Consider the following 19,823-nt stretch of genomic DNA (forward strand, 5'->3'; position numbering starts at 1 on the left):
GGTGGGTTGAGCGACGCATGACCCACCACCGAATTGGCGGGTTACGGGATCAAAACCTAACCCACCCTACAGCTTAAGGAGATTTGAAATGAGTCAAAACGCTGAAAAAGTCATCGACCACGAAATGCTGTTCCGCGAGCCGGAATATGTGGAAATGTTCAAGAACAAGAAGGAAAACTTCGAGTTCGCATTCCCCGTGTCGAAAATGGAAGAGATCCGTGACTGGACCAAAACCAAGGAATATCAGGACCTGAACTTCGCTCGCGAAGGGCTGACGGTCAATCCGGCCAAGGCCTGCCAGCCGCTGGGCGCAGTGTTCGCTGCCGTCGGCTTTGCCAAGACCCTGCCTTTCGTGCACGGTTCGCAAGGTTGCGTCGCTTACTACCGCTCGCACTTTTCGCGCCACTTCAAGGAGCCTACCTCCTGCGTATCTTCTTCGATGACTGAAGATGCCGCAGTGTTCGGCGGTCTGAACAATATGGTGGACGGTCTGGCTAACGCATTTAACATGTACAAGCCTGACATGATCGCGGTCAGCACCACCTGCATGGCCGAAGTGATCGGCGACGATCTGGGTTCCTTCATCCGCACCTCCAAGCAAAAAGGCAGCGTGGCTGAAGAATACGATGTGCCCTACGCCCATACCCCGGCTTTTGTCGGCAGCCATATCACCGGTTACGACAATGCCCTCAAAGGCGTGCTCACCCACTTCTGGGACGGCAAGGAGCGCACTCCGAATGAATCGATAAATTTTATTGGCGGTTTCGACGGCAACGTCGTCGGCAACATGCCTGAAATCCGTCGCATCCTCAACCTGTTCGGTGCTGAATACACCGTGGTATGCGATCCTTCCGATGTCTGGAACACGCCTACCGATGGCGAATTCCGCATGTACGACGGCGGCACCACCAAGGATGAAGTGAAGCAGGCGCTGAATGCGAAAGCGACATTGTCGTTCCAGGGTTTTTCTACCGAGAAAACTGCCAAGTACATCGCCGAAAAAGGCCAGGAAGTTGTCTCTCTGTATCACCCTATGGGTGTGGCGGGTACCGACCAGTTGCTGATGGAAATCTCGCGGCTGACCGGCAAGCCTATTCCTGAAGCACTGGAAAGGGAACGCGGTTGTCTGATGGACGCCATCGCCGACTCCAGCGCGCACATCCACGGCAAGAAGTTCGCGCTGTACGGCGACCCCGACCTGATGCTGGGCATGACTGCATTCCTGCTGGAGCTGGGTGCCGAGCCGGTACACGTACTCTCTACCAACGGCGGCGAAGACTGGGCGGAAAAAGTGCAAGCCCTGTTCGACGCTTCTCCGTTCGGTGCCGGCTGCCATGTTTATCCGAAGAAGGATCTTTGGCACATGCGTTCGCTGCTGTTCACCGAACCAGTCGACTTGCTGATCGGCAACACCTACGGCAAGTACCTGGAGCGCGACTGCGGTGTCCCGCTGGTGCGCATGGGCTTCCCGATTTTCGACCGTCACCATCACCATCGTTTCCCGATCTGGGGTTACGAAGGTTCATTGAGAGTCATGGTTGCGATTCTAGACGAGATTTTCGAAGCGCTCGATGCCAACACTATCGACACCGCGAAAACCGACTACAGCTACGACATTATCCGTTAATCGGCTTAAGGGCTCGTTAGCGAGCCCTTAAGCAGCGGGCGGCCCCGCTGTTCACTGATTGAACGAAGAGGAAATGCAAAATGGCCACAATTTGTTTCAGTTCACCGCTGCTGGAAAAGGATATCACGGTGTATGCCGTTGCCGGCGACACCCATAGCGTGCTCAAGCTCGCGAAGAAAAACAGGATACCGTTGCCGTTCGAATGCGAAGACGGCGAATGCGGTTCTTGCGTCATCAAGGTGACCTCGCTGGAAGAGAAGCCGCGCATGGCACAGGCGTTGACTGAAAAGGAACGCCACACGCTGGTGGCAGAAGGTCTGATTACCAGACAGGAATTGAAAGATGCCGAAGTCAACGACATGCCGCCGGCATACCGTCTGGCATGTCAGTTCATTCCGCGTGACGAAGATATTCTGGTGCGCTTCAGCGGCGAGCCGGGTATCGGCATCAAGTAACAACGGGATGTGCGAGGTGTTCGCCATGGGAAACGTAAGCTTTGTAGGCATGAAGTTACCTGATCGGATACAGGTGGATGTAGATCACGATGCGGGCGGTAGCCTGCTCGATCTGGCGAGAGAACATCGCATTCCGCTGCCGTGTGATTGCATGCGCGGCAATTGCGGCGCGTGTGCCGTCAAGGTGGCGCCGCTACGCTGCGAGACAAGCATGATCCGGCTCAGCGCCAGGGAACGTTATCTGTTGCTGACCGCGGGCAAGATTTCCAAGGTGCAGTATCACGCCGATTCGCTGCCGGATCACCCGCCATTGTGGCGGCTGGCCTGCGAATATCAGGTGGCGGACGAGAAAATCATGGTGGCTTTTTAGTTGGGATGGGATAGAAAATGTCGGCTAAACTTGCGGTAAAAGTACAGGAAGTGCTCAACGAACCCGGTTGCGATGTCAATCAGGGCAAATCCGAAAAGGATCGCAAGAAAGGCTGTACCAAGCAGCTGGTTCCCGGTGCGGCGGCTGGCGGTTGCGCGTTCGACGGCGCCAAGATCGCCCTGCAGCCGCTCACGGATGTGGCGCATCTGGTACATGGCCCGATTGCCTGTGAAGGCAATTCCTGGGACAACCGCAGCGCCAATTCGTCCGGTTCCAAACTCTACCGCACCGGCTTCACCACCGACATCGGCGAACTCGACGTCATCTACGGCGGCGAAAAACGCTTGTATCGTTCCATCAAGGAAATCATCGAGAAATACGACCCGCCGGCGATATTCGTGTATCAGACCTGCGTCACTGCGCTGATCGGCGACGACATCGAGGCGGTGTGCAAGGCCGCTGCGCAGAAATTCGGCAAGCCCGTTATTCCGGTGGATGCGCCGGGATTTGTCGGCAACAAGAATCTCGGCAACAAGCTCGGTGGCGAAGCGCTGCTGGATTATGTGATTGGTACCGCCGAGCCGGAATACACCACGCCCTATGACATCAATATCATCGGCGAGTACAACCTTTCCGGCGAGCTGTGGCAGATCAAGCCGCTGCTGGACGAGCTCGGCATCCGTTTGCTGGCATGCATCAGCGGTGACGCCAAATATAAGGAAGTCGCTTATTCGCATCGTGCCAGGGCGGCGATGATGGTGTGCTCGAAAGCGATGATCAACATCGCCCGCAAGATGGAAGAACGTTATGCTATCCCTTACTTCGAAGGTTCGTTCTATGGCGTTTCCGATATGTCGGATTCGTTGCGTCAGATCGCCGGTTTGCTGGTGCGCCAGGGCGCGCCGGACGAGCTGCTGGAGCGCACCGAAGCACTGATCCAGCGCGAGGAAGCGCGTGCCTGGGAGCGCATGAAAGCCTATGCGCCGCGCTTGCAGGACAAACGCGTACTGCTGATCACCGGCGGAGTGAAATCCTGGTCGGTGGTCGCTGCCTTGCAGGAAGTGGGCATGGATGTGGTCGGCACCAGTACCAAGAAATCCACGGCGGAAGACAAGGAAAAAATCAAGGGCATGATGGCTGACGATGCCCATGCCGTCGACGACATGACGCCGCGGCAGATTTACAAGATGCTCAAGGATGCGCGCGCCGACATTATGCTCTCCGGCGGGCGCTCCCAGTTTATTGCCCTCAAGGCGAAAATGCCCTGGCTCGACATCAATCAGGAACGTCATTATGCCTATGCCGGTTACGAAGGCATGGTCGAGCTGGTCAAGCAGATCGACAAGGCGCTGTATAACCCGGTGTGGCAGCAAGTGCGCATCCCTGCGCCGTGGGAGGTGTGACATGGCAAACGTTGTCGAACTGAAAAAATCCTGTGCGGTGAATCCGCTGAAGATGAGCCAGCCGCTGGGCGCCAGCTATGCCTACATGGGCATGAACAACTGCATGCCGATGATGCACGGCTCGCAAGGCTGCACCGGGTTCGGCCTGGTGTTGCTGGTGCGGCATTTCCGCGAAGCCATCCCGTTGCAGACCACGGCCATGAATGAGGCCACTACCATTCTGGGCGGCATGGACAACATCGAGAAAGCCATCGTCAATATCAAGACTCGCGCCAATCCCGATCTGATCGGTATCTGTTCGACCGGGCTGACCGAAACCAAGGGCGAAGACGTGAGTGGCGACCTCAGGCTCATTCGCGCCAGACATCCTGAACTGGGCGATACCGAGGTGGTGTATGTCTCGACTCCCGATTATACCGGGGCGTTTCAGGACGGTTGGGCAAAGGCGGTACTGGCGCTGATAGAGGCGCTGGCAGTGCCGGTGCCGGAGCGCAAGGACAAGCAGATCAACGTGCTGGCCGGATGCCATCTGACGCCGGGGGACATCGAGGAATTACGCGAAATTATCGAAGCCTTCGGCCTCAGTGCGGTGATTATGCCGGATATTTCCGGCTCGCTGGACGGCCATATCCCCGACGATTTCAGCCCCAGTACTCTGGGCGGCACCACGCTGACCGAAGTGCGCAGTATGGGCGCGTCGGCCATAACCCTCGCCGTCGGTGAGCAGATGCGCAGTTGTGCAGAGGCGCTGCAAACGATTACCGGTGTCGGTTTTGAGCTGTTCGACCGCCTGACCGGACTGGAACCGAACGACCGCCTGCTGATGACGCTGTCGCGCGTTTCCGGGCAGCCGGTACCAGTGAAATATCGCCGTCAGCGCAGCCAGCTGCTGGACGCAATGCTGGATGGCCACTTCTTTTTCGGCGGCAAGAAAATCGCCATCGGCGCCGAGCCGGATCTGCTGTGGGCGACGGCCAGCTGGCTGGTGGAAATGGGCTGCGAGCTGACCGCGCTGGTGACGACCACCAGATCGCCGCTGCTCAGCGAGTTGCCTGCGGTGGAAGTGCTCATCGGCGATCTGGAAGACCTCGAGCAACGCGCCAGGGGCTGCGATTTGCTGATTACGCATTCGCACGGCCGCCAGGCTGCCGAGCGGCTGGCCATACCGTTTTTGCGCATGGGCATACCGATGTTCGATCGGCTGGGCAGTGCGCATTGCTTGTCGATAGGCTATCGCGGCACACGCGGGCTGGTGTTCGAACTGGGCAATATGTTTCTGGCTGCAGAGCATGAGAATCACCCGGACAGCTGGCCGTTGCCGCCTGCTGCAACGGCAAGTGCGTCGGCTTCCGTGGTCATTACCGAACCTGTCGCTGAACGGGTTCATTGATTCATCTACATCGAAAAGGAGTCATCCATGAAAGTCGCATTTGCCACACAAGACATGCAGCGTGTCGATGCCCACTTCGGCTGGGCCAAGAATATCGCGGTCTACGATGTCAGGGCTGACGGCTATGATTTTATCGAAGCGTTTACCTTTGAGGGCGACCTGAAAGAAGACGGCGACGAGGACAAGCTGGCCCCGAAGATAGCGGCGATCATGGATTGCGCGATTCTTTACGTTGCCGCTATCGGTGGTTCGGGCGCGGCGCGCGTGGTCGCCAGCAAGATCCATCCGATCAAGGTGCCGCAGCCGGAAGCCATCATGGACATACTCGACAAGCTGCAGGACGTCGTAAAAGGGACGCCGCCGCCATGGCTGCGCAAGGCCCTGCTCAAGGATCAGGAGCGGGTAATGGATTTTGAAGACGAGGTGGAAAATGACTGAAGCTGCATTGATGGAACCCGTAGTGTCGCCGATGGAAACATTGTTTATTAAAGAGCTGATCAAGCAGTGGCGGGCGCAGGATACCCACGGTACCTGGGAAGGCAAATCCGACGAGATGCTGCTCGCACCGTACATCATCACCAAGGAGCAGCGACGCGAGATGCCGATCATCGGCGACCCTGATCCCGAGACCTTGTGGCGGCTGGAGCTGTTCTTCAACGCTGTCGGGCTGTCCATAGAGCGCAGCACCGGCGTCATGGTGTCGCCGATGATGAAAATGTCGCATGAAGGATTTGGCCGGCAGGTGCTGATCGCAGGTCGCCTGATCGTGGTCAACAAGCAGTTGCGCGACGTGCATCGCTTTGGTTTCGTCAGCATGGAAAGCCTGGCGGAAGAAGGCGGGAAATACGTGGCTGCCGGTGTGGACATGATCACCCGGTTCCCGGAAGTGGCGAAATACGGTTAGGAGGATGCTATGGAAGACCTTGACATCATTAAAGCTAAGGTCAAGAAGCTCAATCAGCAGGCGACGGCGCTGAAAATGGACCTGCACGATCTGTCGGAAGACTTGCCGACCGGCTGGGAGCGCATCATGGAAGTCGCGCAGAAGGCTTATGACGCTCACGCTGCGCTGACAGAAGCGCGCAAGGCGTTAAGCGCGGCTGGCGGTTGATTCCAGGGAGAAAATAATCATGGCCTCATTTAGTATTACCCTGCCTAGCGGCGAGATATGGACGCCGAATTTCGTGGCCGATCTCAATCAGGAAAAGTGCATCGGCTGTGGTCGTTGTTTCAAGGTCTGTTCGCGCGACGTGCTGCAACTGGTGGGCATCGACGAGGACGGCGAAGTGATCGCGCTGGCGTCCGGCGATGACGATGATGACGAGGAATATGAGAAAAAGGTGATGACCATCGCCCATCAGGAAAACTGTATCGGTTGCGAGGCTTGTTCCAGGATTTGCCCGAAAAAATGTTACACCCATAGCCCGTTGCCGGCCGAGTAATTTTCAGGAGATAAGCATGAACGCGATCATACACGCTGTGAGTTACGATTGGCTGTTAGCCCGTGCCAGCAACCCCGATGATGGGTTGACCAAGGCCTTTGCCGGGGTCATCCAGTCCGCCGGCAAAGGCGAGATACAGCCACCCAATCTGGGCATGGGGCTGTCGCTGGATCGGTTTGTGGAATTGCTGGACCGTTATTTTCCCGGCGCTAGTCGTGAAATGTGCGATGTAAGCAATAAAACGCAGAGTGCGGATTGCCAGTCTTTCCGGTTGGATGAGTTTCAGGACCTGGTCGAGTTGTTGCTGGAACATCGCAGCGATGATGCCGAGCACACCGAATGGCTGGCCTATGCCTTTGCCAGCGGCTGCATGGGCAAGGATCATCTCTATGTGGACATGGGGCTACCTAATCGTGCCGGGGTTTCCGGATTGCTGGAACGCCATTTCAATACGCTGTTTGTGAAGAACGAAGGCGCTAAAATGCGCTGGAAGAAATTCCTGTACAAGCAGCTTTGTGACCGCGCCGAGGTGAAGGCCTGTCCGGCACCGAGTTGCAGTGTGTGCGATGAGTATCGGAATTGTTTCAGTATCGAAGAAAGTGCGGCGGGGCAGACGGCAATAGCAGGTCTGGCGGATTAGTTGCGGCAATGACCCAGAATTTTACAGTGGTATGGGTAACGGATGCGCTACGGTGAGCAGGCGCCGGGTTGGTTGCACATTCGATCAGCACTCAACCACCGCTACGTCGTGGATCATGTCGCGCACCAGCCAGTATGCGATACAGGCGCTGGTGTATCTGGCGATCCAGCCGTGCGGGATGAGGGTGACAGTGCGCGATATCGCGTATCAGCTCAATGTGCCGGCGGCTTATCTGGCGAAGATCATGCAGACGCTGAACAAGGACATGTTTCTGTCAGCGCGGCGCGGTCGTCTGGGTGGCGTTTATCTGGCAGCAGGAGCGGAAGCAGCCGGGCTGCTGGAAATTCTGGCGCATACTGAACGCGGCTTGCTGGTGCATGAATGTCTGCTGGGACTCAAGACCTGCAGCGATGAGGCTGCGTGTCCCATGCATGGTGCGTGGCAACCGATCAAGCAGACTATTATCGAGTTGCTGCAGGAGTGTACTTTGCAGCGTCTGGCCGAAGATGTCAGGAGCGGGTGTTATCAGCTGGCTGATTTGCCGCAGGCGGCAGTTAGTCAGGCGTGGTCGCAACATACGTTACAGGGCCGGCAGGTGTGAGTGCGGGAGATGTGCCGACGGGATTGTGTTTGTCCGGCAGTCGTTATATATTTAAAAGTGATAACGGTAAATGCAGCAGACAGCCATGGTGGCATCGTCTTTATGAGGTGCGGCAGCCGGCCGGGATGATGTCGGCAAGAAAGGATAAAGCATGACCAAATCAACCCGATTACCCAACCCGATATTGCGCCTGATCGCAGATGAAGGCGGTCGTCAGCGCGGCAAAGGCCGGGTCGAACTGTTGGAAAAAATAGGCGAGCTGGGCTCGATTTCGGCGGCGGCCAAAGCCTTGGGACTGAGTTACAAGGCAGCATGGGAAGCGGTGGAGGGCATGAACAATCTGTCCGACGAGCCGTTGATCATCCGGGTTGCGGGCGGTAAATACGGCGGCGGGTCGGCACTGACCGCTTTCGGTTTGCAGGCATTGTCCGCCTTTCGGCGGCTGGAGCATGAGTATCAGCAGTTTCTGACCGCGCTGCGGGGGCGAGAGGATTTCGAAACGTTTTTTCAACTGATGAGGAAACTGGATATGAAGACCAGTGCGCGCAATGAGTTTCTAGGGCGGGTCAAGGTGCTGAACCGTGGCTCGGTGAATGCGGAAGTCATTCTGGATATTGGCGGCGGCAACGAGCTGGTTGCCATCATTACGCTGGAGAGCGTCGATAATCTGGGGCTGGAAATCGGCAAGGAGGCTTATGCACTGATCAAGGCACCCTGGGTGATAGTTACATCGGCAGACAGCCAGCTCAGAACCAGTGCCCGCAATAAATTGTGCGGCGTGGTAAGCCGCTGTCAGGAAGGCGCGGTGAATGGCGAGGTGGTCATAGCACTGGATGCAGGCAAGAGTGTCGCCGCCATTATCACCAACGAAAGCATCAAATCCCTCGGGCTCAAGGAAGGCGAGCCTGCCTGTGCGCTGATCAAGGCCTCTCATATTATTCTGGCAGTCACCGCCTGATTCTTAGGAAAAAGTAAAAATCATGAAATGCAAATTAATCCATTTATTCGCCCTCCCTATCCTGCTTGCGAGCGTAACTGCCGGTTCGGCAAATGCCGATGAAGTGCAAGTGGCGGTTGCTGCCAATTTCACTGCGCCAATGAAGCTGATTGCGGCCGATTTCGAGAAGGCCAGCGGGCACAAGGCGGCCTTGTCGTTCGGTGCTACCGGCAAATTTTACGCGCAGATCAGGAATGGCGCGCCGTTCGATATCCTGCTCGCAGCAGACGATGAAACGCCGGCGAAGCTGGAAAAAGAAGGTTTTGGCGTCAGCGGCAGCCGTTTCACCTATGCCATCGGCAAGCTGGTATTGTGGTCGGCCAGGCCGGGCTATGTCGATGATCAGGGCGGCGTACTGAAAAAGGGCGGATTCACGCACATCGCGCTGGCCAATCCCAAGCTGGCGCCGTATGGTGCAGCGGCAGTCGAAGTGATGACCAAACTGGGATTGATGGGCGTACTCGAACCCAAATTCGTGCAGGGTGAGAATATCGCGCAGACCTATCAGTTCGTGAGTACGGGAAATGCCGAACTGGGATTCGTCGCTTTGTCGCAGGTTTACGAGGATGATAAACTCAGGAGCGGTTCCGGCTGGATAGTGCCGAGCGCCATGCACGCCCCGATTCGCCAGGATGCAGTGCTGCTGACCAAGGGCAAAGGCAATACTGCTGCCGCCGCGTTGCTGCAATACCTCAGGAGCGACAAGGCCAAGGCCGTGATCCGGGCTTACGGATATGATTTGTAAAACCTTGAGCGGCTATTTTGTCCACGAAAAACACGAAAAGCACGAAAGAAATCAATGTTTCAAACTGCTTGGAGCTCATCCATACTGAATAATTATTTACAACTCGGGCCGAGTAATATTTTCGTGTTTTTCGTGGACAATTTTTATCCATAACGGAGCATCTGATGCCCAGTGATTCCGATCTCGGCGCGATCTGGCTAACCCTCAGACTGGCGACAGTTACCACGCTATTATTGCTGCTGATAGGCACGCCCATCGCATGGTGGCTGGCGCGCACCCGCTCGTGGGCGAAAGGGGTGGTCGGTGCGCTCGTGGCGCTGCCTATCGTGTTGCCGCCGTCGGTGATCGGTTTTTATCTGTTGCTGGCGATGGGGCCGAATGGGCCGATCGGCCATTTCACCCAGGCGCTGGGGCTGGGCATGCTGCCATTCACGTTCTGGGGGCTGGTAGTGGGGTCGATCTTTTATTCGATGCCGTTCGTGGTGCAGCCGATACAGAATGCATTCGAAGCCATCGGCGAGCGCCCGCTGGAAGTGGCGGCGACCTTGCGCGCTTCGCCCTTCGACACTTTTCTCAGCGTGGTGTTGCCCTTGGCAAAGCCCGGGTTTCTCACCGCGACCGTACTCGGATTCGCCCATACCGTTGGTGAATTCGGCGTGGTGCTGATGATAGGCGGCAATATCCCGGACACTACCCGGGTGGTGTCGGTGCAGATCTACGACCATGTCGAAGCGCTGGAATACACCGAGGCGCACTGGCTGGCGGCGATCATGGTGGCGTTTTCGTTCGCGGTGCTGCTGTTGCTGTACCTGTTCAACCCCACGGGCAGACGCAAATGACGGCTGCTATCCATGCGCGCTTCAAGCTTGATTACCCCGGTTTTATGCTGGATGTCGACCTCGATTTGCCCGGCCATGGCGTGACTGCGCTGTTCGGCCATTCCGGTTCCGGCAAAACCACGCTGTTGCGTGCGATTGCCGGCCTGGAGCGCGTGCCGGGTGGTTATCTGGCGGTGAATGGCAGCGTGTGGCAGGATGAGGCGCAGGGCATTTTCCAGCCGACGCATCAGCGTCCGCTGGGTTATGTGTTTCAGGAAGCCAGCCTGTTCGCGCACCTGAATATCCGCCGTAATCTGGAATTCGGCCTTAAACGTGTGCCGTCATCGCAGCGACGCGTATCGCTGGATCAGGCGATAGACCTGCTCGGCATCGGCCACCTGCTGACACGCATGCCGGCCATGCTCTCCGGCGGTGAGCGCCAGCGCGTCGGTATTGCCCGTGCGCTGGCGGTGAGCCCGCAACTGCTGCTGATGGACGAGCCGCTGGCTGCGCTCGACCTGAAACTCAAGGGCGAGATCCTGCCTTACCTAGAGCGCCTGCATGACGAGCTGGATATCCCGTTGCTCTATGTCAGCCATGCGCCGGATGAAGTGGCTCGGCTGGCTGATCATCTGGTGCTGCTGGAGAATGGCCGGGTGCGCGCCAGCGGTGAGCTGACCGAAACGCTGGCGCAGCTGGATCTGCCGATCCAGCTGCATGAAGATGCCGGCGTGGTGCTCGAGGGCACCGTTAGCGCCCGCGATGCGCAATGGCATTTGAGCTGCGTGGAGTTTGCCGGCGGCAAGCTGTGGGTGCGCGACAGTGGCGCGCCGTTAGGGCAAAAGCTGCGCTTGCGCATTCTGGCACGGGATATCAGCCTGACTCTGACGCCGCATACGGACAGCAGCATCCTCAATGTCGTGCCTGCCGTGGTGACCGAACTTGGCGACGACTATCATCCTGCACTGACACTGGTGCGGCTGGATGCTGGCGGCGCACCGCTGCTGGCACGGCTTACCCGGCGTTCCGCCGCTACGCTCGATCTGCGTCCCGGCCGGGCGGTATGGACGCAGATCAAGTCGGTGGCGCTGATCGGCTAAGGATAGCCCGCTTCAGGCGCTGGGCGAGTCACCCAGCGCGTGTTGTGCGTCCTGCAACGGCAAAGCCCGATAGCGCCTGCCTCATCGTCATGCGCCAATGCGGTCAGCGTATCGGTTACCTGCCGGAAGCGACCAGTACTGTTTGCTGATATTGCACTAGTGCGGCCTGATAAGCGTGCCCGTCAGTCCGGTTGCAAGCGACCAGGCATTGTTCGTCGCGTTGAATAGCCCGGCGGGTTGTCAACGCTTCCTGGTACCTGAGCGTTTCGCTCGTCCCGGCGCAAATGATACTCGCATCGATGTTGCACGAGCCAATCGTAACGTTCCGTTTCCCGTAACGCTGGATATTTTTTGCGGGTCGGGTGCGGTAGTTCACCTTGTTCATCCCATGTTTTTGAGTCTCAATTCCGTACCGGATGCTTGAACAGCTTGCGCTGCAAGGTGCGGCGGTGCATGTTGAGCGCGCGGGCGGTGGCGGAGATGTTGCCGTCGTGCTCGTTGAGCACGCGCTGGATATGTTCCCACTCCAGACGTTCGACCGAGGGCGGACGGATATCGGCGGCGATGTTGGCATCGCCGGTGTCCTTGTGCAATGCGGCGACGATTTCATCGACTTCGGCGGGCTTGGCGAGGTAGTGCGTCGCGCCGAGCTTGATGGCTTCGATCGCGGTGGTGATGCTGGCGTAGCCGGTGAGCATGACGATGCGGGCGAGCGGATCGAGCTGCCGGAGGCGCGCGATCAGGCGCAAGCCGGTTTCGCCGGGCAGTTTCAGGTCAATGACGGCGTATGCGGGCGGATGCTGTTCGGCGTATTCCAGCGCAGTGGCGACATCGTGCGCGGTATGGACGGCGTAGCCGCGTTTGCCCAGTGCACGCGCCAGCACCGTGCAGAAAGTCACATCGTCGTCGACCAGCAGCAGTTGGGGTGCAGGGGTATTCATGCCGGCAACTTGCCCAGTAATGGCAGGCGTACGGCGACATGTGCCCCGCCGCCTTCCCGGCTGAGCAGCGCGACGCTGCCGCCGTGGCGTTCTATGCTGGCGTTGGCCAGGAACAGGCCGATACCGAAACCGCCCTGCTCGCGTTTGGTGGTAAAGAATACGGCGCCGCTCAAGGCGTCTTCGCTGAACCCGGTGCCGCGATCGAGGATGTCGATTTGCAGCGCCTGCTCATCCCAGTCGACTTCGATTTCCACCTGATTGCTGCCAGCATCGGCGGCGTTGTTGCACAGGTTGAGCAGCGCCTGATTCAGGCTGTCTTCAGCCATGACGGCGGGTGTCGGCGATTTGCCCGGCCAGCGTGCGGTTACCTGTACCTGCGGGCGCATCAGCTGCCATTGTTCCAGTAGCTTGCCCAGCCAGAGATCGACGCTCACGGCCGAGCCGCTTTCGGTGCGTCCGCTTTCGCCGACGCTGGTGAGCCGGGTGAGGATGGTTTTGCAGGCCGCCACCTGGTTACGCAGAATCTGCAGCGATTGGGTGAGCTCGGCATCGTCCGGATAGTCATGCTGCAATTCGCTGGCGACGATGTTCATTGTCGCCAGCGGCGTCGATAATTCATGCGCGGCGCCTGCGGCCAGACTGCCGAGCGCCACGATCTGTTCGTCATGCAGGCGGGTTTCGCGGATACGGGCCAAAGCCAGGTCGCGCTGGCGGATCGAATTGGCCATCCTGCCGATGAAATACGCGATCAGCAGTGCGCTGACGATGAAGTTGAGCCACATGCCCGCCAGATGCAGGGAGAATTCGACGGCGCCCGGCGGCAGGCTCAGAGGCACAAACAACTGCGTGAGCAGCGAGTAGGCGCTGATGCTGAGTACGGTCATCGCCCAGGCGAAGGCCACAGGCAGCGTGGTGGCGGCAATGATGATAGGCAGCAGGTACAGCGACACGAATGGGTTGCTGGCGCCGCCGCTGTAATACAGCAACAGGGTAAGTGCCGCCATGTCAGCCACCAGCTGGATGAAAAACTCCAGTGCGGTCACCGGCCATGGCTGCGCCAGCCGCAGCCAGGTCGCGATGTTGAGTAGCGTCAGCATGCCGATTACCGTGAGCATGGCGGTAATCGGCAGCGCGATATCAAGGCCGTAATACACCACTGCCAATGCCAGTAATTGCCCGGCAATGGCATACAGGCGCAACATGAACAGATTGCGCAACATGCCTTCTACAGGCACGGTGGACAGGCTTTGAGCGGGGATGATCATGCTGATATTCTACCTGCGTTCATCGGTTTAACGTCAAAGTGCGACAATTTGTCGCATTCCCTTTGCGCGCTTGGGGCGCAACAATACTGTTTTGTATCCTGTTTTGAGGAGCGGTGATGAAATATCTGGTGATTTTGGTAGGGATGCTGTGTACGCAAATTGCATTGGCAGCTGATGTGAAGGTTGAGCATGCGTGGATGCGGGCGACGGCGCCGGGACAGGAAGTGGCAGGCGCCTTCATGGACATTACCAGTGCCGCTGATGCCAGACTGGTGGGGGTGAGCACCCCGGCTGCCGGTACTGCGCAATTGCATACCATGAGCATGAATGGCGGTGTGATGGAAATGCGCGAAATGAAAGAGATTGCACTGCCCGGGCATAAAACGGTGAAGCTGTCGCCGGGCGGGCTGCATATCATGCTGTTCGATCTCAAGCAGGCGATGAAGCCAGGTGACGTGATCCCGGTCACGCTGGATATCGCCACCTCCCCCCGGCACCATGAAAAGGTTGAAGTAAAAGTCGAAGTGCGTGATCTGGGGGGCCATTAAAACCGGCTTGACGAATTGCTCTGTCACAGATTAGGCGTAATATCGGGTTTCTGCCTTGTAATGTGATTGGAGCCGCATGCTGAATGTGCCGAACACGATCAGTCTGTTTCGCCTGTTATTGGTACCGCTGGTCGTTTATCTGCTTGGGCGATCGGCTTACGCTTATGCGCTGGCGGTGTTCCTGTTGGCAAGCCTGAGCGATGGCATCGATGGCTGGATCGCCCGGCACTATGATCTGCGTACGCCATTCGGCGCGCTGATCGACCCGGTGGCGGACAAGCTGATTATCTTGTCCTGCTTGCTGATGCTGACCTGGCTGGCGTTGATTCCGCTGTGGCTGACCGCAGCCATGCTGGCACGGGATATGGTCATCGTGTCCGGTGCGTTCGCGTACCGGCACCTGATCGGGCATATAGAAATCACGCCGACCTTGCTGGGCAAGACGCATATCGCCCTGGAATTCGGGCTGCTATGCCTGGTGCTGGCCAATGCAGCGACGGTCATCGCCATTGCAGAATGGCTGCCCGGACTGTTCATGCTGGTGTTTGCGACCGCCGTGTTGTCAGGCGTGCAATACGTCTGGATCTGGGGCCGCAAAACGGCGCGGTTTCTGGCTGACAAGCCGCATTGACAGCGTTTGAATTTAAAGCAGCTTGTTGGCGTTGCGCAGCCGCGTTGCAATGACGCGCATGACGTGAACCGCGAAATTGGGCGTATTCTGAATCAGGAAATGAAAGCGTTTGGCATCGATAGGTGCGAGTTTGCACTCAGTTGTCGTGGTGACGCTGGCCGAACGCGGTGCGGCATCTTCAACCAGCGACATTTCGCCGAGCAGCGCGCCGGTCTGGGCTTGCTCGACTATTTTGCCACGCACCGAGATGTCCGCTGTGCCGGATACCAGCACGTACATCACATCGCCCTGCTCGCCTTCGGTAAACAGCGTATGGCCTGCCGGGACGCAGAGTAAATCGGTTTCATGATGAAACAGGTTTGCGGGTTCGAATTTCATGGCGGGCCTGATGTATTTTAATTAATGCGTTGATTATATAGCCCCTGTTCGCATCAGGGCAACTTGCCGTCTGTTTGTTAGCGCACAGACGAAATTCGACAAGAGTGTAATTTGATAAGACTCAATGAGGAGTCCCCTCATGAGGTGCGGATGCAATTCGCGCAGACTTGGCTGATGGATTAACTAATGGAGGTAATCAAATGAATCTAATATTTCGTAACCCTCGTACCGTTTTCGCCGCTGCAGTCATGGTAGCCGGCATGCTGGCTGGCAGTGCCAATGCGGCTGATGCCGGTGCAACCATGGTTAAATTAAGCGGTAGTCAGGAGGTGCCTGCGGTGGAAACGGCTGCATCGGGCAGCGGCAAGATCACAGTGGGCGCGGACAAATCGGTCAGCGGCAGCGTGACTACTTACGGCATCGTCGGCACCATGGCGCACATTCATCAGGCAGCCCCTGGCCATAATGGCTCGGTGATCATCCCGCTGCAGCAGGCCGCGGCCAATGTCTGGTCGGTGCCTGCCGGTGCGAAACTTACCGATGAACAGTACAAGAGCTATAAAGCAGGCGATCTTTACGTCAATGTGCATAGCAAGATACACCCTGACGGCGAGATCCGCGGCCAGTTGAAACCCTAGCGGTTCCCGCCCTGCTCCCGGTTGTTCGCAGCCGGGAGCAGGGCGTTGAAAGCTACCAGGTGTAATCCACGCTCAGGTAGGCGGAACGACCCATGCCCGGCAGTTGCCCGCCTACGGCGATGACGCTGTTGGCGACGCGGTTGATGCCGCCCAAGTGGTCGTAATAGAGTTTGTCGAACACGTTCTCGATACCTGCGGCAAAGCGCCACGCCTTATTGGCTTGCCAGCGCGTACGCAGATTGACGATACCGTAGCCGCTGGTGGGCAGTTCACCGTTATAGGCGGCGACGTCATTCTGGCGCTGGGCGAGATTCCATTCGATGCGATTCAGCCATTTGCCAGCCTGATAGTCTCCATAAAGGCGAGCGCTGAGCGGGGCGATACGGTAAAGATTGTCGCCGTTGCCGGTGTTCCTGCCGCGTACGTAACTGAGCGTGCCGCCCAGATTCAGCCTGGCGCTTACCCGGTATGCGGCGGCCAGATCGATGCCATAGAGTTCGGCATCGATGTTCTGATATTGCAATACCGGTTTGCCGCCGATGATCACGCCGGTCGATGTGCCCTGGATGTAATCGGTGACGCGGTTGTAATAAACCAGCGGCTTGATTTGCCAGACATCGGTTTTCCATTCCGTCGCTGCGGTGAGCTGGTGCGATACTTCCGGCTTGAGATCGATGTTGCCCAGATAGTTGTAACCGTCGGCTTGCCCTGCGCTGGATTGTCCGGATGACCACAGATAGCGTTCCAGTATGCTCGGCGAGCGGGTTTTGCGCGCCAGTCCGAATTCGTAGCTATGTGCGGCTCCGGCGCGGTATCGGGCAAGCAAGGTGGCGTCCATGTTGTAATCTGTGCGCTGATGGTCAATGGCGTTGAAGTTGGTCTGCACCAGCTGGCTGGCCGAGCTGGTGGCGCTATAGCCATATACGATGTCGTCGGTGTTCATGCTCACCATGTCGCCGCGCGCACCGGCCAGCAGCTTCCATTGCGGGGCGATCGCGCCCTGCCATTCGCCATAGGCGCCGAAGCGGTTGCGGCTGCTGTTATTGAACATGTCCTTGCGGCTGGCTGCATTGCCCAACGCCTGTGAATAAGCATTGAATTCGTTGGTGAGGTATTCCACGCCGTATTTGAAATTGCCTGTTTTGCTGCCCAGCGTCACGCCGATATTGCGGCTGGTGGCCGGCGCGAACATTTTCATGCCGCTATTGGGGCGCAGGCTGTAGTTGTCCATCATGTGGTCGATATTGTGGCTGTAGATGCGTGCTTCGACTGCGCCCAGCGCGGTGTTGCCGCGGTAGCTTAATGCCGCCTTGCTGGCGTCGTCGCTGACCATGTCCATCGGCAGTGCGGGGGTGCCGGCGTCACGCGTGTGATGCCGGCCGACATCCAGGCGCAATTCGCCCGATTCGACCTTCCGTGCCCAGTAAAGGTCATGGCGCGTCGTGTTGAAGCCGGTATCGCTGACCGTGCCGCGCGGAGTCGTGTAATTGTGAGCGATGATCTGCTCGCCGCGGTAACCCAGGCTGGTATCCTGATTAGCCGTGCCCAGACTGGCGCCGATGTTGGTCGCATCGTTAGCGCTGCTGTAGCCGCCGTGCACTCTGGCTTGCGGAACGAATGCAGGCCCCTGGGCGAATACTGCCGGGGCGGTATTCGCGATCACCGTCCCGGCGATGCTGTCGCCACCCAACGAAACCGGAGTGATTCCGGCAATGACATCCAGTTGCGTCAGGCTGTCCAGAGGTGCGTAATGCAGCGGCGGGTCCATGTGGTTAGGGCAGGCTGGCGTGATCTCCATGCCATCTACCATGATCTTGACGCGTTCGTTGTAGAGTCCATGCAATTGCACGATGCCGGTTTGCTGGCCGTTTCGCACTACCGCAGCACCCGGCGCCTGCTGCAGCCAGTTGGCGACGTCCTGCCCGTTATCGGCCCCGAGTGCGCCGGTGTCGATGCGGCTGGTGTTGAGCGTGCTGGATGCAGAGGGGGCGGTCACCGTGACATCCGGCAGCCGGTAGGCGTCATCCGCCATCGCCAGACCGGGTAACGCCAGACTGAGCGCGGCCCATAGCGCGCGAGGTTGGAATTCCATGGCTCATCCTTCAGGTAAAGCCATGCATGGTAATGACAGCGAGTCTATCGGGGAATGTGACAAATTGCCGCATTGGACGCATGGCTTGACCCGGCGTTATATTTAAAACAATATATCGTTTTTGGCATTCACGGAAAGTGAGCGATCATGTCTGGCCCCAAAGAGTCGGCTGTCAACGACAGTCTGGAAATTTCAGTTCCAACTGCGCTGGAACTGGTGCGATTAAACCTGGCATGTCTGCTAGATATCCGCCAGCCGTTCGAGCTGGAGTCCGAGGGCGAGATCGCATCGGCAGTCGCGTTGCCGCTGTTCCAGTTCAAGAAATCGCTGGGCCACGCACTGAATGAAGAGGAACAGGAACTGCTCGATGCCGACCTGCCCAGCCAGCAGGACACTCAGCATTTCTTCAACCTGATTAACGGGCTGCATTACGACAAGGATTACATCCTGATCTGCGTGTGCAACAGCGGACGGCGAAGCCTGCATGCCGCGCAATTGCTCCGGGCGTTGGGATACCGGCGCGGATTTTCCTTGCGCGGCGGCTTTCGGGCGCTGCAAGAACCGGCCGGATAAGCAGGTGCCACCCAGCCAGTCGGGGTTACAGGCCCAGTTCGCTTAATCCGGGATGGTCGTCCGGTCGCCGCCCTTGCGGCCAGTGAAATTTGCGCTCGGATGCGGCAATGGCCAAGTCGTTGATGCTGGCATAACGGCGCTGCATCAGGCCGTGTACGTCGAATTCCCAGTTTTCGTTGCCGTAAGCGCGGAACCAGTTATTGTCGGCATCGCGCCATTCATAGGCAAAGCGGACCGCGATGCGGTTGCCGTCGAACGCCCATAATTCCTTGATAAGCCGGTAGTCCAATTCGCGTTGCCACTTGCGGGTGAGGAAGGCAACGATCTGTTCGCGGCCCTGCGGAAACTCGCTGCGGTTGCGCCATTGGCTGTCAACGGTATAGGCCATTGCAACGCGCAGCGGGTCACGGCTGTTCCAGCCGTCTTCGGCCATGCGCACTTTCTGGATGGCGGTTTCCCGCGTAAAGGGCGGGCATGGTGGGCGGGTTGCGCTGGTGGTATGGAGAGTTGCTGCGTTCATGGGTGTCCTCGTCAGGTATGCAATCAGGCTGTTGCCGCGGGTGCCCACATGCCGGGCATACCCACATAATGTTCGAGTGACTGAATCCGGCCCAGCCAGCCGGTAATGGCCGGGTACGGCTGCACATCGAGCCTGGCTTCGGGCGCCAGCGCAAGGTAGGGGTACACGGCGATATCCGCAATACTGATCTGGTCGCCTGCCAGCCATTGCTGGCGGGCCAGTTGCGCTTGCAGGATGCCAAGCAGATTTGCTGAGGTCTGTTGCGCTTCGGCCAGATTGATATCGCGTCCGAATTTGTGATGCATGCGTAACAAGCCCGGCCCGCGTGCGACTTCGTTGGCGGCGGTGGAGAGCCATGCCATCACCTGCGCCATGGCTGCGGGTGCCAGCGGCAGCCAGTGCTCGGCGCCGTATTGACGGGCCAGGTAGACCAGTACGGCCTGACTGTCGCGAATGACGATATCGCCGTCTTCCAGCACCGGCACCTGCCCGAACGGGTTTTTTGCCAGGAAAGCTGCGGATTTGTGCTCGCCCTCCTGTCCGTTCAGTGCCACGCTTTCATATTTCAGGCCGAGCAAGGACAGCATCAGTCTGGCTTTGTGGCTCTGTCCGGAGCGCGGGAATTCATAAAGTTTCATACTGTTTTCTC

The 19,823-nt window shown here is 58.1% G+C and carries 25 protein-coding genes; 19 read left to right on the forward strand and 6 right to left on the reverse strand.

Annotated elements, in window-relative coordinates:
• Positions 1-88 precede the first annotated feature (88 nt).
• From nifK to modC, 15 genes are all read left to right on the forward strand, one after another.
• Positions 89-1,627 (forward strand): nitrogenase molybdenum-iron protein subunit beta, encoded by a 1,539-nt coding sequence (nifK, locus tag CAP31_RS00750; protein WP_087445783.1) that lies wholly within the window; start codon positions 89-91, stop codon positions 1,625-1,627.
• Between the two features lie 80 nt (positions 1,628-1,707).
• On the forward strand, positions 1,708-2,082 hold the full coding sequence (locus tag CAP31_RS00755) for a 2Fe-2S iron-sulfur cluster-binding protein (protein ID WP_087445784.1): 375 nt from the start codon (positions 1,708-1,710) through the stop codon (positions 2,080-2,082).
• Positions 2,083-2,107: 25 nt separating this feature from the next.
• Positions 2,108-2,452 (forward strand): 2Fe-2S iron-sulfur cluster-binding protein, encoded by a 345-nt coding sequence (locus tag CAP31_RS00760; RefSeq protein WP_157662616.1) that lies wholly within the window; start codon positions 2,108-2,110, stop codon positions 2,450-2,452.
• A 17-nt stretch (positions 2,453-2,469) separates the two neighbouring features.
• The gene (gene nifE, locus CAP31_RS00765) at positions 2,470-3,855 is read left to right on the forward strand and encodes a nitrogenase iron-molybdenum cofactor biosynthesis protein NifE (protein WP_087445786.1); all 1,386 of its coding nucleotides are present in this window, start codon (positions 2,470-2,472) and stop codon (positions 3,853-3,855) included.
• A gap of 1 nt (position 3,856) precedes the next feature.
• Positions 3,857-5,245 carry a nitrogenase iron-molybdenum cofactor biosynthesis protein NifN gene (gene nifN / locus CAP31_RS00770; protein ID WP_087445787.1) on the forward strand — a complete coding sequence of 463 codons (1,389 nt, stop codon included), beginning with the start codon at positions 3,857-3,859 and terminating at the stop codon, positions 5,243-5,245.
• A 27-nt stretch (positions 5,246-5,272) separates the two neighbouring features.
• Positions 5,273-5,683: a nitrogen fixation protein NifX gene (gene nifX, locus CAP31_RS00775; protein WP_087445788.1), complete on the forward strand. Its 411-nt coding sequence runs from the start codon at positions 5,273-5,275 to the stop codon at positions 5,681-5,683.
• The gene (locus tag CAP31_RS00780) at positions 5,676-6,149 is read left to right on the forward strand and encodes a NifX-associated nitrogen fixation protein (protein WP_087445789.1); all 474 of its coding nucleotides are present in this window, start codon (positions 5,676-5,678) and stop codon (positions 6,147-6,149) included. The genes nifX and CAP31_RS00780 overlap by 8 nt, the downstream gene beginning before the upstream one ends.
• Before the next feature lie 9 nt (positions 6,150-6,158).
• Complete coding sequence (locus CAP31_RS00785) at positions 6,159-6,356, forward strand: CCE_0567 family metalloprotein (protein WP_087445790.1); 198 nt, start codon at positions 6,159-6,161, stop codon at positions 6,354-6,356.
• Between the two features lie 19 nt (positions 6,357-6,375).
• On the forward strand, positions 6,376-6,687 hold the full coding sequence (fdxB, locus tag CAP31_RS00790; RefSeq protein WP_087445791.1) for a ferredoxin III, nif-specific: 312 nt from the start codon (positions 6,376-6,378) through the stop codon (positions 6,685-6,687).
• 16 nt (positions 6,688-6,703) lie between these two features.
• On the forward strand, positions 6,704-7,327 hold the full coding sequence (locus CAP31_RS00795; protein WP_087445792.1) for a nitrogen fixation protein NifQ: 624 nt from the start codon (positions 6,704-6,706) through the stop codon (positions 7,325-7,327).
• Positions 7,328-7,442: 115 nt separating this feature from the next.
• Entirely contained in the window at positions 7,443-7,928 is a 486-nt protein-coding gene (locus CAP31_RS00800) for an Rrf2 family transcriptional regulator (RefSeq protein ID WP_087445793.1), read from the forward strand.
• Between the two features lie 151 nt (positions 7,929-8,079).
• Positions 8,080-8,886, forward strand: a complete 807-nt coding sequence (locus CAP31_RS00805) for a TOBE domain-containing protein (protein ID WP_087445794.1) — start codon at positions 8,080-8,082, stop codon at positions 8,884-8,886.
• A gap of 22 nt (positions 8,887-8,908) precedes the next feature.
• On the forward strand, positions 8,909-9,670 hold the full coding sequence (gene modA, locus CAP31_RS00810) for a molybdate ABC transporter substrate-binding protein (RefSeq protein WP_087445795.1): 762 nt from the start codon (positions 8,909-8,911) through the stop codon (positions 9,668-9,670).
• Between the two features lie 164 nt (positions 9,671-9,834).
• Positions 9,835-10,509 (forward strand): molybdate ABC transporter permease subunit, encoded by a 675-nt coding sequence (modB, locus tag CAP31_RS00815; protein ID WP_087445796.1) that lies wholly within the window; start codon positions 9,835-9,837, stop codon positions 10,507-10,509.
• Positions 10,506-11,588 carry a molybdenum ABC transporter ATP-binding protein gene (modC, locus tag CAP31_RS00820; RefSeq protein WP_087445797.1) on the forward strand — a complete coding sequence of 361 codons (1,083 nt, stop codon included), beginning with the start codon at positions 10,506-10,508 and terminating at the stop codon, positions 11,586-11,588. The genes modB and modC overlap by 4 nt, the downstream gene beginning before the upstream one ends.
• Before the next feature lie 401 nt (positions 11,589-11,989).
• Here the strand turns inward: modC and CAP31_RS00830 are convergent, their stop codons facing one another.
• A complete protein-coding gene (locus tag CAP31_RS00830) occupies positions 11,990-12,529 on the reverse strand; it encodes a response regulator transcription factor (protein WP_087445799.1) in 540 nt (179 codons plus the stop codon).
• Positions 12,526-13,794, reverse strand: a complete 1,269-nt coding sequence (locus CAP31_RS00835; protein ID WP_223247312.1) for an ATP-binding protein — start codon at positions 13,792-13,794, stop codon at positions 12,526-12,528. Before CAP31_RS00835 ends, CAP31_RS00830 begins: the two co-directional genes overlap by 4 nt.
• Before the next feature lie 116 nt (positions 13,795-13,910).
• On the opposite strand from CAP31_RS00835, the gene CAP31_RS00840 reads away from it, so the two are divergent.
• Together CAP31_RS00840 and CAP31_RS00845 are read left to right on the forward strand one after the other, a co-directional pair.
• On the forward strand, positions 13,911-14,342 hold the full coding sequence (locus CAP31_RS00840; protein WP_087445800.1) for a copper chaperone PCu(A)C: 432 nt from the start codon (positions 13,911-13,913) through the stop codon (positions 14,340-14,342).
• 76 nt (positions 14,343-14,418) lie between these two features.
• Positions 14,419-14,973 (forward strand): CDP-alcohol phosphatidyltransferase family protein, encoded by a 555-nt coding sequence (locus CAP31_RS00845; RefSeq protein WP_223247313.1) that lies wholly within the window; start codon positions 14,419-14,421, stop codon positions 14,971-14,973.
• A 12-nt stretch (positions 14,974-14,985) separates the two neighbouring features.
• Here CAP31_RS00845 and CAP31_RS00850 read toward each other — a convergent pair whose 3' ends face one another.
• Complete coding sequence (locus tag CAP31_RS00850; RefSeq protein WP_087445801.1) at positions 14,986-15,351, reverse strand: cyclic nucleotide-binding domain-containing protein; 366 nt, start codon at positions 15,349-15,351, stop codon at positions 14,986-14,988.
• 200 nt (positions 15,352-15,551) lie between these two features.
• On the opposite strand from CAP31_RS00850, the gene CAP31_RS00855 reads away from it, so the two are divergent.
• Complete coding sequence (locus tag CAP31_RS00855) at positions 15,552-15,989, forward strand: CHRD domain-containing protein (protein ID WP_087445802.1); 438 nt, start codon at positions 15,552-15,554, stop codon at positions 15,987-15,989.
• A gap of 52 nt (positions 15,990-16,041) precedes the next feature.
• Here the strand turns inward: CAP31_RS00855 and CAP31_RS00860 are convergent, their stop codons facing one another.
• A complete protein-coding gene (locus CAP31_RS00860) occupies positions 16,042-18,081 on the reverse strand; it encodes a TonB-dependent receptor domain-containing protein (protein WP_087445803.1) in 2,040 nt (679 codons plus the stop codon).
• A gap of 147 nt (positions 18,082-18,228) precedes the next feature.
• On the opposite strand from CAP31_RS00860, the gene CAP31_RS00865 reads away from it, so the two are divergent.
• A complete protein-coding gene (locus CAP31_RS00865) occupies positions 18,229-18,654 on the forward strand; it encodes a rhodanese-like domain-containing protein (RefSeq protein ID WP_087445804.1) in 426 nt (141 codons plus the stop codon).
• A 25-nt stretch (positions 18,655-18,679) separates the two neighbouring features.
• On the opposite strand, the gene CAP31_RS00870 is transcribed toward CAP31_RS00865, so the two are convergent.
• A complete protein-coding gene (locus CAP31_RS00870; protein WP_087445805.1) occupies positions 18,680-19,174 on the reverse strand; it encodes a nuclear transport factor 2 family protein in 495 nt (164 codons plus the stop codon).
• 23 nt (positions 19,175-19,197) lie between these two features.
• Positions 19,198-19,812 (reverse strand): glutathione S-transferase family protein, encoded by a 615-nt coding sequence (locus CAP31_RS00875; protein ID WP_087445806.1) that lies wholly within the window; start codon positions 19,810-19,812, stop codon positions 19,198-19,200.
• Between the last annotated feature and the right edge of the window lie 11 nt (positions 19,813-19,823).

The organism is Sulfuriferula sp. AH1 (assembly GCF_002162035.1).
Classification (GTDB): Bacteria; Pseudomonadota; Gammaproteobacteria; order Burkholderiales; family Sulfuriferulaceae; genus Sulfuriferula.